At 66.9% G+C, this 11,885-nt stretch carries 16 protein-coding genes; 10 read left to right on the top strand and 6 right to left on the bottom strand.

From position 1 onward, the window contains the following. Positions 1-28: 28 nt before the first annotated feature. Both ACFCV3_RS03505 and ACFCV3_RS03500 read right to left on the bottom strand, forming a co-directional pair. Positions 29-862 (bottom strand): SAM hydroxide adenosyltransferase, encoded by an 834-nt coding sequence (locus tag ACFCV3_RS03505; protein WP_376025726.1) that lies wholly within the window; start codon positions 860-862, stop codon positions 29-31. Between the two features lie 154 nt (positions 863-1,016). Continuing rightward, on the bottom strand, positions 1,017-2,189 hold the full coding sequence (locus ACFCV3_RS03500; RefSeq protein ID WP_376025724.1) for a Gfo/Idh/MocA family protein: 1,173 nt from the start codon (positions 2,187-2,189) through the stop codon (positions 1,017-1,019). A 147-nt stretch (positions 2,190-2,336) separates the two neighbouring features. Between ACFCV3_RS03500 and ACFCV3_RS03495 the strand changes: the two genes are divergently transcribed. From ACFCV3_RS03495 to ACFCV3_RS03480, 4 genes are read left to right on the top strand one after another with little or no spacing between them, the layout of a single operon-like run. Then, positions 2,337-3,176, top strand: a complete 840-nt coding sequence (locus ACFCV3_RS03495; RefSeq protein WP_376025722.1) for an SGNH/GDSL hydrolase family protein — start codon at positions 2,337-2,339, stop codon at positions 3,174-3,176. Further along, the gene (gene rph, locus ACFCV3_RS03490; protein WP_376025721.1) at positions 3,148-3,903 is read left to right on the top strand and encodes a ribonuclease PH; all 756 of its coding nucleotides are present in this window, start codon (positions 3,148-3,150) and stop codon (positions 3,901-3,903) included. The genes ACFCV3_RS03495 and rph overlap by 29 nt, the downstream gene beginning before the upstream one ends. After that, on the top strand, positions 3,900-4,505 hold the full coding sequence (gene rdgB / locus ACFCV3_RS03485) for an RdgB/HAM1 family non-canonical purine NTP pyrophosphatase (protein ID WP_376025719.1): 606 nt from the start codon (positions 3,900-3,902) through the stop codon (positions 4,503-4,505). The genes rph and rdgB overlap by 4 nt, the downstream gene beginning before the upstream one ends. 3 nt (positions 4,506-4,508) lie before the next feature. Further along, positions 4,509-5,096, top strand: coding sequence for a hypothetical protein (locus ACFCV3_RS03480; protein WP_376025717.1), 588 nt, complete (start codon positions 4,509-4,511; stop codon positions 5,094-5,096). Here the strand turns inward: ACFCV3_RS03480 and ACFCV3_RS03475 are convergent. The 4 genes from ACFCV3_RS03475 to ACFCV3_RS03460 all read right to left on the bottom strand — a co-directional run bounded on the left by ACFCV3_RS03475 (position 5,093) and on the right by ACFCV3_RS03460 (position 7,077). Then, positions 5,093-5,740: a DsbA family protein gene (locus ACFCV3_RS03475; protein WP_376025715.1), complete on the bottom strand. Its 648-nt coding sequence runs from the start codon at positions 5,738-5,740 to the stop codon at positions 5,093-5,095. The genes ACFCV3_RS03480 and ACFCV3_RS03475 overlap by 4 nt on opposite strands. After that, positions 5,737-6,222, bottom strand: coding sequence for a nucleoside deaminase (locus ACFCV3_RS03470; RefSeq protein WP_376025713.1), 486 nt, complete (start codon positions 6,220-6,222; stop codon positions 5,737-5,739). Before ACFCV3_RS03470 ends, ACFCV3_RS03475 begins: the two co-directional genes overlap by 4 nt. 96 nt (positions 6,223-6,318) lie before the next feature. Continuing rightward, a complete protein-coding gene (locus ACFCV3_RS03465; protein WP_376025712.1) occupies positions 6,319-6,723 on the bottom strand; it encodes a DMT family transporter in 405 nt (134 codons plus the stop codon). A gap of 33 nt (positions 6,724-6,756) precedes the next feature. Then, positions 6,757-7,077 carry a multidrug efflux SMR transporter gene (locus tag ACFCV3_RS03460; RefSeq protein ID WP_132405587.1) on the bottom strand — a complete coding sequence of 107 codons (321 nt, stop codon included), beginning with the start codon at positions 7,075-7,077 and terminating at the stop codon, positions 6,757-6,759. Between the two features lie 139 nt (positions 7,078-7,216). Between ACFCV3_RS03460 and ACFCV3_RS03455 the strand changes: the two genes are divergently transcribed. The 6 genes from ACFCV3_RS03455 to ACFCV3_RS03430 all read left to right on the top strand — a co-directional run bounded on the left by ACFCV3_RS03455 (position 7,217) and on the right by ACFCV3_RS03430 (position 11,873). Next, entirely contained in the window at positions 7,217-7,660 is a 444-nt protein-coding gene (locus tag ACFCV3_RS03455; protein WP_376025710.1) for a MarR family winged helix-turn-helix transcriptional regulator, read from the top strand. Positions 7,661-7,876: 216 nt separating this feature from the next. Then, on the top strand, positions 7,877-9,352 hold the full coding sequence (locus tag ACFCV3_RS03450) for an AMP-binding protein (protein WP_376025708.1): 1,476 nt from the start codon (positions 7,877-7,879) through the stop codon (positions 9,350-9,352). Further along, a complete protein-coding gene (locus ACFCV3_RS03445) occupies positions 9,349-9,615 on the top strand; it encodes an acyl carrier protein (protein WP_376025707.1) in 267 nt (88 codons plus the stop codon). The genes ACFCV3_RS03450 and ACFCV3_RS03445 overlap by 4 nt, the downstream gene beginning before the upstream one ends. A 17-nt stretch (positions 9,616-9,632) precedes the next feature. Continuing rightward, on the top strand, positions 9,633-10,007 hold the full coding sequence (locus ACFCV3_RS03440; protein WP_376025705.1) for an ectoine synthase: 375 nt from the start codon (positions 9,633-9,635) through the stop codon (positions 10,005-10,007). 75 nt (positions 10,008-10,082) lie between these two features. Continuing rightward, the gene (locus ACFCV3_RS03435) at positions 10,083-11,201 is read left to right on the top strand and encodes an acyl-CoA dehydrogenase family protein (protein ID WP_376025703.1); all 1,119 of its coding nucleotides are present in this window, start codon (positions 10,083-10,085) and stop codon (positions 11,199-11,201) included. Between the two features lie 9 nt (positions 11,202-11,210). Beyond that, the gene (locus tag ACFCV3_RS03430; protein WP_376025701.1) at positions 11,211-11,873 is read left to right on the top strand and encodes a transglutaminase family protein; all 663 of its coding nucleotides are present in this window, start codon (positions 11,211-11,213) and stop codon (positions 11,871-11,873) included. The last annotated feature ends 12 nt before the right edge of the window (positions 11,874-11,885 follow it).

Here is an 11,885-nt window from a genome sequence, read left to right as displayed (position 1 = left end):
GCCTACGTCCTTGTCCTTCGTGCCGCGGCTAGCAGGCCGCTCCGACCGCTTGCCGAGCTGGGATCGGAGCGTCACCGACCTGCAAACCGAACTCCGCGGCCGCGGAGCCGCCGCGGATGACGAGTTCCGCGAAGCCCGTTCCGGAGCTCCCCGGGATCAGGCCGGCCGTATTCCGCGGTACGGCGGTCAAATGCGGATAGCGACTGACCTCGACGTACTCGGTGCTGCCGTCGGCGCCGCGTCGAGCGACCCGGACCGACGTGCCGAGAGTGAGGTCCTCGGGTGGGCAGTTGAACTTGCAGTTGCCGAAGTTGTCGATGACGCTCACGATCGGTCCGTCGTCCGGAACCTCCGGGATCGCGGTCAGCGTGGAGGGAACCGGGCGGCCGTCGACGACCCATCTCGCGAGCAGCGGCAAGTACCACAGGCTGCGGAACTGGGTGGTGATGATTCGCTCGGATTCCACCGGGTCGAAGTCCAACGCCGTCAGCACCTCGGCGATATCGGTCACCTGGACCTCGGTGATCCCGAGCTCACGCCGTACCAGGTCGAGTGCTCGCGGGGTGATCGTGCTCGCCACGAGCTGTTCGCCGTACCAGAAGAAGCAGAACGGGACGCCGTTCGGCCAATGACCGTCACGAGGTGCGAGGTTGAGCAGGGTGATGGTCGGGTGGCCGGGCCCGCCGAGGGATTCCGTCGATCTCAGACAGTCGAGCAGGGTCAACGCCGCGAACGCCTCGGGATCGGGGCCGTCGAGGGCGATGATCGTGGGGGACTGGCCGAAGAGGGCGCCGATGCGGGTGCTGAGGCGGGCGCGGGCGTTCCCGCCGACACAGTCGGTCAGGTAGGTGATCGGGTACATGCGAGGTCTCCTGGGGTGTGGTTGCAGACATGAGAAGAGGCCCCCCGACAGGGAGGCCTCTCGCTGCAAGCACACGTGACTACGCTGCCGAGGATCCTCCGTATCGAGGGCTCAGCATTCGCATGATGTTCCTGGTCACGTCGCCGATGCTACCTCACCGCACCTGACCGTTGTCGAAGTAGGCGATCAAGGCCGGATCGAGCTCCGGTACGTCGATCGGTACGCCGTTCGACCGCAGAGAGTTCGTGGCAGCGACGCCGGCGGCGACTGCGGCGCGCGCGGCGACCGGGGAGGTCAACGTTGTACCGCCGTCCCGGACGAAGTTCAGGAACTCGTTGACCAGGTGCGGGTCGGCACCGCCGTGGTGGTCGCTCTCACCGGCGATCTCGACGACCAGGTCGGCGTCCTCGCGGTAGCCGGAGCGGCGGCTGTTCCAGACCTTCACCACGCCGCCCGCGGTGTCGCCGAAGTTCTCCAGGCGGCCGTGGGTGCCGATGACCGTGTAGTTGCGCCAGTAGTCCGGCGTGTAGTGGCACTGCTCGTAGGTGACGAAAACCCCGTTGTCCAGCAGGAGGTTCGCCATCGAGAGGTCCTCCACGTCCATCACCGGCGCGAGTCCCTTCTGCTCCAGCGGCGGCCAGTTGTCCGAGCTGACGAAGTCGGAGAACCGCTGGCCGGTCCGGTCGAGCCGGTCCTCGATCCCGCCGTACAGGGTGAGCGCGCCCATCGCGTTGACGCGCCGGGTGTACCCGTTCGCCAGCCAGTGCATCACGTCGATGTCATGGGCCCCCTTCTGCAGCAGCAGGCTGGTGGTCCGGCGACGGTCTGCGTGCCAGTCCTTGAAGTAGAAGTCGCCACCGTGGCCGACGAAGTGCCGGCACCAGATTGCCTTCACCCCGCCGATGGTTCCGTCCTGGATCAGCTGCCGCATGGTCTGTACGACGGGCATGTGGCGCATGTTGTGACCGACGTACAGGCGGGCGCCGGACTCGTAGGCCGCCTGCAGGACGCGGTCGCACCCCTCGGTGGTGATCGCCAGCGGCTTCTCCACGAAGACCGGGACGCCGGCCGTGAGAAAGTCGATCGCCGGGCCCTCGTGCAGGTCGTCCGGGGTGGTCAGGAAGACACCGTCGAGCTTCTGCTCGAGCAGCTCGGTGTGATCGGCGTACGCGGTCGCCTCGGGGTACTTCGCCAGGGCCAGGTCGCGCTGTGCGGCGGCCGGGTCGGCCAGGGCGACGATCGCGCTGCCCTCCCCAGGGCGGTGGGCGTGTCCCGCGAGGTAGCTCCGGGCACCGAGTCCCACCACGCCGAGTCGAAGATCAGTCATCAGCCAGCAACTCCTGCACATAGTTGTTTGAATCACCCTAACTCCGAGCAGTTCCGTCCTTCAATCACCTGTCCTCTGTGTGGAATTGCCTTCCTGGTCACCCAGTCGACAGCGGTACCTCGCCCCGTGTCGCCACCATGACGGAATGTGAGCCTCCACTACGTGGCACTGGGGGACTCGACCACAGTTGGTGTCGGGGACCCGATGAACGGCAGCAGTACGACCGACCTTTCCGGTGCCGGTGCGCGCCCGGGGGAAGGGTGGCGGGGCTGGGCCTCGCTGCTCGCTGACTCCTTGGGCAGCTCCCACCGTGTGACGTTCTCCAACTTCGCGACCAGTGGCGCGACCAGCGATCTGGTCGCCACCCAGCAACTCCCCGAGATCGGCAGCGGGCCGATCGACATCGCCTCACTGATTGTCGGTATCAACGACACCCTGCGGTCCACCTTCGACCCGGGCCGCGTCCGCGACCACCTGCACGTGTGTGCCGAGGAGCTGACCGCGCGCGGCGCGCTGCTGCTCACTGTCCGGTTCCACGACCATGCCAAGATCTTCGGCCTGCCGAAGTGGATGGGCCGGCCGCTGTGGCAGCGGATCGAGCAGGTCAACCTCGTGTACGACGACCTGCACAGCCGGTACGGCGGGATCCGGCTGGACATGGCCGATTACCCCGAGGTGTATCGGCGGGACTTCTGGAGTATCGACCGGATGCATCCGGGGGAGCGTGGACACCGCAAACTCGCCCGGATGTTCGCCGACGAACTGAGCAGGCGGGGCGTGCGGATCGACGTACCGCCGAATCTCGATTGTGCCTACAAACCGCCGAGCAAGTGGGCCGACACCGTCTGGATGGTCAAGGAGGGCGTCCCGTGGCTGGGCCGCCGCGCCGGCGACCTGCTCCCGTTCGTTGCCCGGATGGCCTTGTCGCAGCGTCGCCCCGCCTCCGGAGCTCTCACCAATGCGGAGGTCCAGCGTCTGGAGGCATAAAGTTGCAGCCATGGCTCGCATCGACGGACGTACCCCTGACCAGCTTCGCCCGGTAACCCTGACGCGGAAGTGGCTCGACCACGCCGAAGGGTCGGTGCTGGTGGAGTTCGGCAAGACGCGGGTGCTCTGCGCGGCGAGCGTGACCGAAGGTGTACCGCGGTGGCGGAAGGGTTCCGGGCTGGGCTGGGTCAGCGCGGAGTACGCGATGCTGCCGCGGTCGACGAACACGCGCTCGGACCGCGAGTCGGTGAAGGGCCGGATCGGTGGCCGGACGCATGAGATCTCGCGGCTGATCGGGCGTTCGCTGCGTGCGGTGATCGACTACAAGGCGCTCGGCGAGAACACCATCCTGCTGGACTGCGACGTACTGCAGGCCGACGGCGGGACGCGGACGGCGGCGATCACCGGCGCGTACGTCGCGCTGGCGGACGCGGTCTCGTACCTGCGTGATCGCAAGCTGCTGAAGAGCGAGCCGCTGACCGGGACGGTCTCCGCGGTGTCGGTCGGGATCATCGACGGCGCCCCGATGCTCGACCTCTGCTACGAGGAGGACGTCCGGGCCGAGACCGACATGAACCTGGTCATCACTGGCGACGGCAAGTTCATCGAGGTCCAGGGCACCGCCGAGGGCGCACCCTTCGACCGCGCCGAACTGGACAGCCTGCTCTCCCTGGGTCTCGCCGGTTGCGCCGACCTGACGAAGCTCCAGCAGGAGGCCCTCGGATGACCAAGGTTTTACTTGCCTCGAACAACAAGAAGAAGCTCGAGGAACTGCGCCGGATCCTGACCCCGATCGTGCCGGGGATCGAGGTGCTCGGGCTGGGCGACGTACCGGCGTACCCGGAGCCGCCGGAGACCGAGCCGACCTTCGAGGGCAACGCGTTGCTCAAGGCACACGCCGCGCTGGCCGCGACCGGGCTGCCGTCGATCGCCGACGACAGCGGGATCTGCGTCGACGCGCTGAACGGGATGCCCGGCGTACTGTCGGCGCGCTGGTCCGGCCCGGCCAAGGACAACGACGCGAACAACCAGCTCCTGCTGGGTCAGCTCGAGGATGTCCCGGACGAGCGGCGGGGCGCGTCGTTCGTGGCGGCCGTCGCCTTCGTGCGGAAGGGCGCAGCCGACGAGCTGGTGCTCGGTGAGATGCGCGGCTCGGTGATCCGTGAGGTCCGCGGTACCGGCGGTTTCGGGTACGACGTACTGTTCCAGGCCGACGGCTACGACCGGACCACGGCCGAGTTGTCGATCGAAGAGAAGGACGCGATCAGCCACCGCGGGAAGGCCCTGCGCGCCCTGGCTCCGATCGTGGCGAAAGCATTGGGGGTCTAGCGCATGTTGTTCGCAGGACGTGACAAGGAAGGCGTCGAGGACGGCTGGATCACCTCGGCCTACCGCCGCTGGTCCGAGCCCCGCGTGGTCGAGGGCCGCATCTACCGCACCAACGCCGGCCGCATCCAGATCGACAGCATCAGCGAGATCAACCCGGCCCTCATCGCCGACAACGACCCCGACGTCGCCCGCGCCGACCGCAGCAACGCCGGCGACATCCTGCGCCGCCTCCGCGGCGACGAGTCCTGGCCGACCTTCCTGATCCGCTTCCACCTGGTCAAAGGCCCGGACCCCCGCGAAGAGCTGGCCGCCCAGTCAGATCTGAGCGACGAGGACATCACCGATCTCACCGACCGCCTGGCCCGCTTCGACGCCGCCAACCCCCACGGCCCCTGGGCGGTCCAAACCCTCCGCCTGATCCAGTCCAAACCGGCCACCCGAGCAGCCGACCTCGCCGCCGACCTCGGCCGCGAAACCGCCCCCTTCAAACTCGACGTCCGCAAACTCAAGAACCTGGGCCTGACCTACAGCCTAGAAACCGGCTACGAGCTCACCCCCCGCGGCACGGCATACCTGAAGACGCTCGACTAGCACCCGTCGATGCTGCAGGAGCCGCCGAACGCGGCGGCCACCTGCTGCTCGGCCTGGGCGTCGAGGATTGCCTTGCGGAGTTCGAAGGGGGTGGGTACACCTTCGATGCGGGTGCTCCCCACCAGAATGGTCGGGACCGACTGGATCTGGTGGGCCTGGGCTTCGCGGAGGGCGTCTTGGTGCTGGGGCTGGTAGGTGCGGTTGTCGAGGGCCTTGCGGAAGGCGGGGGCGTCGAGGCCGATCTCCAGAGCTAGAGCTTCGAGTACGTCGGGGTCGCCGAGGTCCTGGTCTTCCTGGAAGAAGGCCTGGAACATGCGGTGGGTGTACTCGGTGCCCTTGTCGTGGGCGGCGGCGTACTGGTAGCCCTCGAAGGCCAGGTGCGTGTAGGGCTGGGGGGACACCGTGGGGAGGGTGATGTCTACGCCCAGTTGGCGGGCCATTGGGTAGACGGCTCGGGCCCAGATGGCGGGGAGGTACTCGTCCTCGGGGCGGAGGGTGGGGTGCGGGTGCGGGCGGAGTTCGAACGGCATCCACTCGATGTCGACGTACAAATCCTTGGTCGCTTCTTCGATGGGGCCTTCGGCGAGCATGCAGAAGGGGCAGACGTAGTCGGAGAAGATCTTGATCTTGACCTTGTCGGTCATCGCTGGGCACCTTTCCGGCCGGACATGAACTCTTCGAACGGCGCCTCGTGGCCGTCGATCGGGGCGTGCGTCACCTGGATCGGCCAGGTGGTGGGGTCGGTGGCGAAGATCGAGTAGGAGCTGGAGTAGTTGAAGCCGTAGGCCTCGGCGGTCTTGCGGTCGGCGGCGAACACGATGTGCTCGATGTTGAAGTAGAGCGCGGCCATGTAGCACAGGGCGCAGGGTTCACCGGAGGCGATCAGGGTGGCTCCCGCGACGCCGAACCGGCCGGACTTCTTGGCGGCGGCGCGCAGGGCGACGACCTCGGCGTGGGCGGTCGGGTCGTCGTCCTCGAGGACCCGGTTGAAACCGGTCCCCAGGACGTGGCCGTCGCGGACGACGATGCCGGAGAACGGGATACCGCCTTCGGCGACGTGGCTGCTGCTGATCCGGACGGCCTCCTCGATGTGAGGAGTCAGGTGGTCGAGAAGGTCAGTTGACATCAGGCGCATGTCCTTTGGGAGGGAGGGAACACCCGGAGCGGCCCGTCGGCTCGGACGGGAGCGAGTTGCCGCTCCGGGTGCGTCGAGGGGGTTGCGTCAGACGCCGGCGTTCTCGGGCTCCTGCGTCGGCTGCTCGACGGGGGTCTTGGGGGCGTCGAACTTGTCGGCGAGCTTGAGCCAGATGACACCGAGGACGATGAGGCCGAGCCACAGGGACTGCACGAGGGTGAGGCTCTGGTCGAAGAAGACCGGGCCGAGTGCTGCCGCTCCGGCCGCGCCGATTCCTGCCCAGACTGCATAACCGATCCCCACCTCGATGGTGCGCAGCGCGGCGCTCAGCGCCCACAGGGTCAGCAGGAAGAAGACGACGGCGACCAGGGACCAGGTCAGCCGGGTGAATCCGTGGCTGCCGCCGACGGAGAGCGCGTAGCCGATTTCGAACGCACCGGCGAGCAGGAGCATCAGCCAGGACTTGGCAGCGGAGGGGGACGTCGAGGACATCTGCGGAGTTCCTTTCGTAGAGGGAGGGAAGTACTACGCTGCGCCGCTGAGCTGCAGCCCGACGACGCCGGCGATGATCGCGGCGATGCCCAGGCCCTTGCGCCAGCTCAGCTTCTGGCCGAACACCAGGACGCCGAGCACGGTGATGCCGATCCCGGAGATCGAGGTCCACAGGGCGTAGCCGACGCCGACGTTGAAGGTCAGCAGTGCCCGGCTGAGGAAGAAGGTGCCGAACGCACCACTGACGAGGGTGATGATCGTCCACTTGCGGTTCTTGAAGCCTTCGGCCTTGCCGGCCGCGATGGCGACCACGACCTCGAAGACGACGGCGATACCGAGTAGGAGCCAGTGCATGAAATGTCCTCCGTTGAGTTGCTTGTACATGCAAGCGTCTGGCTCAGACTGTACGCCAAACACTTGAGCAAGGGAAACCCCGAGAGGTTGCACGAGCATGTACTCTGATTCAAGAATCAATCGAGGAGGACCGTGCTCCATGACAACCTCGCAGCTGGCGCCCGCGCGCACATCCGACCGCAGCGCCTGGGATCGTGTGCTCACGCTGCACGCTCACGTCGAGCGTGAGCTCGCCGCCGCCCTGCAGGGCCGGCACGGTATCGGCCTGTCGGAGTACCGGTCCCTCGAGCATCTCGTCGCCTCCGAGACCAGCGAGCTGCGGATGCAGGATCTCGCCGACAAAGTAGGCCTCGGCCAGTCGTCGATCACCCGCCTGGTAGGGCGTCTGGAGGCGGCCGGCTTCGCCTTCAAGGACCTCTGCCCGTCGGACAAGCGAGGCGTCTACGCGGTCATCACCGACGAAGGCCGCAAGCGGTACCAGTCCGCCCATGCCACGTATGTCGAGGTCCTCTCGGCAGCCCTGAACGCTTTTGCCGCCGACCCGCAGCTGGGTCCCACGGTCCAGGCGCTGCGCACCTCGTAGTACTGCGCGCTCTGCCCCCCGTTCGCCCTCCGGCGTTCGGGGGTTTTTGTTTGCCCGCACAAGCACCAATGATCCTGCTCACTACGACTTCGCCAAGTAGATGCTTGACCAAGCATGTACCTCGCGGGATACCTTCGGGATCGCCGCCACCGGATTCGAACATTCGAACGAGTGGTGTGCGCGTCCAGAGTTCTCCCTACTGCGAGGAATTCCGCCGTGCCATCGCCCTGCCTGGCCGAAGCCGTCGCCGTTCACGGCCACCTACGACCCCACGAAACCGCCCTGGTCTCCGCTGACCGCACCGTCACGTACGGCGAACTGGGCGAGCTCACGCAGTCCTTCCGGCAGAGCCTGCTGGAGCTGAACCTGCCGGCCGGAAGCACGATCTGCGTCCCGGCGCACAAGTCGCCGGAGACCATCGCGCTGCTGCTCGCCGCGTTCCTCGAGGGCCTCGTCGTACTGGCTCCCGCACCCGATCTCGGCGCGGCCGCACTGGCCCGCCTGGCGCAGCAGGCCCGCGCCACCCATGTCCTCACCCCCAGTAGTGTCGCCGTCGCGATCGATGCCCTGACTGCGGACGCGGTGCAGGCCGACGAGCAGGAGGCGACGGGATTCGCAGCGGCGGATCCGGCCCGCACGTGTCTGCTTCTCACCACCTCAGGCTCCACCGGCACCCCGAAGATCGTGCCCATCGCGGCCACCGGCTTCGACGCGTTCGCCGCCTGGGCCACGGAGGAGTTTGCCCTTACTGACAATGACGTTGCGCTCTCCTACGCACCCCTCAACTTCGACCTCGCACTCCTCGACATCTGGACCTTCCTGCAGCTGGGAGCCCAGGTCGTGCTGGTCGACCAAGGCCGAGCGACGGATGCGCCGTACGTCGAAAGCCTGGTCGCGGACGTCACCTTTATCCAGGGCGTCCCGATGCTCTACCGCCTCCTGACAGAAGCCGGTGCTGAATCGATACCTTCCCCACCCCACCGCCCCGGTCGGTTCGCCACGGTCCGCGAGGTGATCTTCACCGGCGACAGCGTGCCGGAGTCCTTGCTCAAGCCGGTCCACGACGCCTTCCCGAACGCCAGGTTCCACAACATCTTCGGCTGCACGGAGACCAACGACTCGTTCATCCACGAGGTCGACCCGGCCACGGTGACCGGCAAGATGCCGATCGGCCGTCCCATCGCCGGAACCGACGCCCTGATCCGCGACGGCGAACTGTTGGTGGCAACGCCGTTCCAGACCGACGGCTACCTCAACACCGCCTTGAACGCGGAGGCTTTCGAAACAATCGAGGGCCGCACCTTCTACCGCACCGGCGACCTCGTCACCCGCGACGACGACGGTCTGTACAGCCTGCAGGGCCGTGCGGACTGGCAGGTGAAGGTCCGGGGCGTGCGCACCAACCTGCAAGAGGTCGAGCGCGTGATCTCCGCGCACCCCGATGTGATCGAGGCGGTCGTCGTACCGCTGCCCGACGAACAGGCCGGCGTACGGCTGCACGCCCATGTCAGCAGGCGCCTCAGTAGCGCGCTGACCGGCCTGCGCCTGCGCACCCATGCAGGTCAGCACCTGCCTCGCCATGCCATTCCCACGTCCGTGCACATCACGGACGACCCGATGCCCCGCACGTCCACGGGCAAGCCCGACCGAAACCTGATCAAGAGCAACCGCCTGAAGGAGATCCACCAGTGAACAGCCAGGACATCGCCGCCGAGATCCGTGCCTACGTGGTCGCGGAGTACCTGGCCGGCGAGGACACCTCCGACCTGACCGGTGACTACGCCCTGATCGACGCGGGCGTCATCGACAGCCTCGGGCTGATCCGGCTCATCTCGCACCTCACCGAGACCTACCAGGTCTCCTTCGACGACATCGAGTTCGGCCCGGAGAACTTCCGCAGCCTCGACGCGATCGTCGCCCTGATCGAAACCCACTCCGTTACACCCGTCCAGTAGAAAGAGAAAGCAAGAACATGATCGTGCGCAGCATCGACACCATCGCCCCGGTCGAATGGGGTAATGGCCTCAGCTACCGCGTCCTCACCCAGGCCGACGGCATGGGCTTTGCCATCTGCGACACCCTCGTCCGGCGCGGTACCACCAGCGCGCTGCAGTACCGCGCGCACCTCGAGGCCTGCTTCTGCATCGGCGGCTCGGGTGAGGTCGTCGAAAAGGACGGCACCCGCCACAAGATCGTCGAAGGCACCATGTACGCCCTCAACGAGCACGACCCGCACTACCTGATCGCATCCGAGGACGAGGACCTGCACCTGATCTCCGTCTTCAACCCGCCGATCAACGGCGACGAGAAGCACACCCTGTCCGCGGACGGCTTCTCGCAGTACTGAGTACCGCCCCCGCCGGTGGTTGCCCAGCGCAACCACCGGCGGGCCCACCCCGCAGTTCGACCCCGAGGACACCTCTTGAACGACGACCTTTTCCACCTCGCCACCCCGTGGGCAGATCAGCTCAACGCCGGCCTGCAGGAGTCGGACGCCGCCGGTGCCTTTCCGCAGGACAAGTGGAAGGCCATCCAGGACTCCGGGATCCTGCGGACCCCCTTCGACACCGAGTTCGGCGGCAGCGGCCGTAGCCTGACCGAGACCATGCGCACCCTGGAAGGCCTCGGGTACACGTCGCGCGACGCGGGCCTGTCCTTCTCCACGTCCACCCAGATCGTCTCCGTCGGCATCCCGATGCAGCGGTTCGCGACCCCGGAGCTCAAGTCCCGGTACCTCCCGCGGATCGTGGCCGGTGACCTGATCACCGCCCACGCGATCACCGAGGAGACCGGCGGCTCGGACGCGACGAACGTGTCGACCGTCGCGCATCGCGATGGTGACGACTACGTCATCAACGGCACCAAGATGTTCATCACCAACGCCCCGATCGCCGACCTGTTCCTGCTGTACGTCCGCACCGGCAACCCAGGCCCGTTCGGCTTGACCACGCTGCTGGTCGAAGCCGGTACGCCGGGCCTGTCCGTCGGACCGACGATGGACAAGCTCGGTCTGCGCACCAGCCCGATCGGCACCCTCGCCTTCGACGACCTGCGCGTGCCGGTGGCCAACCGGATCGGTGCCCAGGGCGCGGGATTCCTGGTCCTGGACTACGTGATGAAGCGTGAGGTCCTCTTCGGCTTCTCCCTCACCCTCGGCGAGATGACCCGCCGGCTGGAGGAGACCGTCGAGTTCGCCAAGAGCCGCACGCAGTTCGGGCAACCGATCGGCAAGTACCAGGCCGTCTCGCACAAGCTCGCGGACATGAAGATGCGCGTCGAGACCGCCCGCAAGTGGCTGACCGACACCGGCGCCAAGGTCGAGGCCGGGCAGGACGCCGCCTTCGATCTGGCCGCCACCAAGACCATCGTCTCGGAGGCCAACGTGCAGACCGCGCTCGACGCAGTCCAGATCCACGGCGGTCGCGGGGTGCTCACCGAGTTCGGGATGGAGCGGGAGCTGCGGAACTCCATCGCCGGGACGATCTACTCCGGCAGCTCCGAGATCCAGCGCAACCGCATCGCCACCCTGATGGGCCTTTGAGGAGTTTCCATGACTGCTGACCTGAACGAGCTGACCCGGCCGACCGAGTTCCTCGACTACGAGACCGACGAGGTCCAGGCCTTCGTCGACCACGCCGTCAAGGACCGCGCGGCCGACCCGGCAACCATCGCGACCGAGCTGTACTACGCCGTACGCGACGGAATCTTCTACGAGGTGTACGACGCCGACCTTTCGCCCGAAGGCTTGAAGGCGTCGAGCACTGTCCGGGCCAAGTCCGGCTTCTGCCTGCACAAGTCCGCGGTCTACGCGGCAGCTGTCCGCGCCGTCGGCATCCCGTCGCGTCTCGTGTACGGCGATGTCCGCAACCACCTGGCTTCGCCGCGTCTGATCGAGCACATCGGCGGCGACGTGTTCTTCCACGGCCTCACCCAGGTCCACCTGAACGGCAAGTGGGTCAAGGCCACGCCGGTGTTCAACAAGATGCTCTGCAAGCTGTACGGCATGGAGGCCCTGGAGTTCGACGGCACCAGCGACAGCCTCTACCACCCGTACGCCGACGGTGGCGGGTCGATGGAGTTCCTCACCGACCACGGCACCTTCGACGACGTCCCGTACGACTTCGTCATCACCACTATGCGTGCCAAACACCCCAACTTCCTGTCGGGCACCGGCACGGTCGCCGGCGGCAGCCTCGCCGCGGAAGCACAGTAGGGAGACGCGGAT

The sequence above is a fragment of the Kribbella sp. NPDC056345 genome (assembly GCF_042262745.1).
Classification (GTDB): Bacteria; Actinomycetota; Actinomycetes; order Propionibacteriales; family Kribbellaceae; genus Kribbella.
The sequence above is the reverse complement of the archived record's forward strand: the minus strand, read 5'-3'. Positions and strand labels throughout refer to the sequence as shown.